Source organism: Pseudonocardia wallangbongensis (genome assembly GCF_054486945.1).
This window is the reverse complement of record NZ_JBRERS010000039.1, coordinates 1-1409: the sequence shown is the minus strand read 5'-3', so window position 1 is coordinate 1409 and position 1409 is coordinate 1. Positions and strand designations below refer to the sequence as shown.

1 protein-coding gene and 1 pseudogene are annotated in these 1409 nt (G+C 69.8%); both read left to right on the top strand.

Annotated elements, in window-relative coordinates; all coding sequences use genetic code 11:
- Positions 1-369: 369 nt before the first annotated feature.
- Positions 370-558: pseudogene (locus ACU436_RS42305) on the top strand (Scr1 family TA system antitoxin-like transcriptional regulator); the annotation flags it as partial.
- The gene (locus ACU436_RS42300; protein ID WP_459032821.1) at positions 527-727 is read left to right on the top strand and encodes a DUF397 domain-containing protein; all 201 of its coding nucleotides are present in this window, start codon (positions 527-529) and stop codon (positions 725-727) included. The pseudogene ACU436_RS42305 and the gene ACU436_RS42300, both read left to right, overlap by 32 nt.
- Positions 728-1409: the final 682 nt, after the last annotated feature.

The following is a 1409-nucleotide window of genomic DNA, read 5'->3' as shown; positions in this document are numbered from 1 at the left end:
CTGCAGGCACACCGCTCTCCGCTCTATGGCACCTGATCCTCGACAGTTCAGGAACCTAAGCGGGAGCGGCGTGCCGCCTACACAGGCGCGCCCCGCGACCCACGGATCAGTCAGGAGCGCCCATTATGGCTCCACAATGCTGTTTGCGAGCCCCTAAAACAGCGTTATGGAGCCATAATGCGGAACACACCCCGGGGCGTTCAGCGGAACGCGGCAACCCGTCGCTCGTGCGGGCCGGCTGCTGGGAGCGGCACGCCCACCGCGTCCTCGACATCACGACGGACGAGGGAGCCGCGCCGCACGCCACGGTGCTCTGCCACCTGAACCCCAGCCTCGACGACGTCGGCTACCAGCACTCGCTCGCCGAGCGCGGGGGTCGTGTACCTCGAGGACCTGTGGAGCGCCGAGTACGTCGACCGCGAGCCTCAGGTCGCCGCCTACAATCAGGTGTTCGATCGCCTCTGCGCCACCGCGCTCGACGCGGCGGAGACGATGGGCCTGATCGAGAGGGCGATGGGTGATTCCGATGACCGACCTGGCGGGCGCCGTCTGGCGTAAGTCCAGCCGGAGCAACGGCAACGGTGGCGCCTGCGTCGAGGTGGCCGACCTTGCGGACGGGTCGCGGGCCGTGCGGGACAGCAAGGACCGCGGTGGTCCGACGCTGCTGTTCACCCCGTCCGAATGGCAGGCGTTCGTCGAGGGCGTGAAGCTGGGCGAGTTCGACTAGCGCGGTGACCACATACGTTCGCCGGGTCCGGCTGCAGCGGCGCGCTTGGCGGGTGCAAGGCCCGCGTTCGCACCACCGTCGGTGGGTACAGCCGCGGAGCGAGCGGCACTCTCGCACGCTTGGTGGGAGCGAACGTGCCGTTCGGCCCCGCGCCCGGCGACCCGGTGAAGGTTCGTGGACGCCCCACAAGCGACCCGTGGTTGGGGTCGGGCCCGGCGCTTGATCAGCGGATGGGGTGCATCCACGGCCACCTGGAGGGTGTTGACCCGTGACGCGAGCGCCATGATCGGCAGGATCGGGACATGGGCCGCATGGGTGCAGGTCATGTCCCGATCCTGCTGATCACGGCCACCGCGGAGGCCACCTCGAGCGGGTGCGGGCGATCACCGGGGGTCCGTTGCGGTGGGCGCTCCGTACCCGACAGGCCGCTGCGTGCCCCCACCACGCTCACCGCGGCCCCGGGCGAGAGTCCGGGCGCGTTCCGCATGGTCCACCGGCTCGACATCGAACTGCTGCGGCCCCGGACAACTCGAACGCGGCGCCCCGGGACAGCACCCAGTGTCAATGGCCAGTTCGTTTTCCCCGCTGGCGGCCAGGAGTTCTCCCCGCTGGTGGCCAGATAGTTCTCCCCGACGGCGGCCAGATAAGTCCCCGCCTCGGGTCGGTCGGGGTCAGGTCAAGG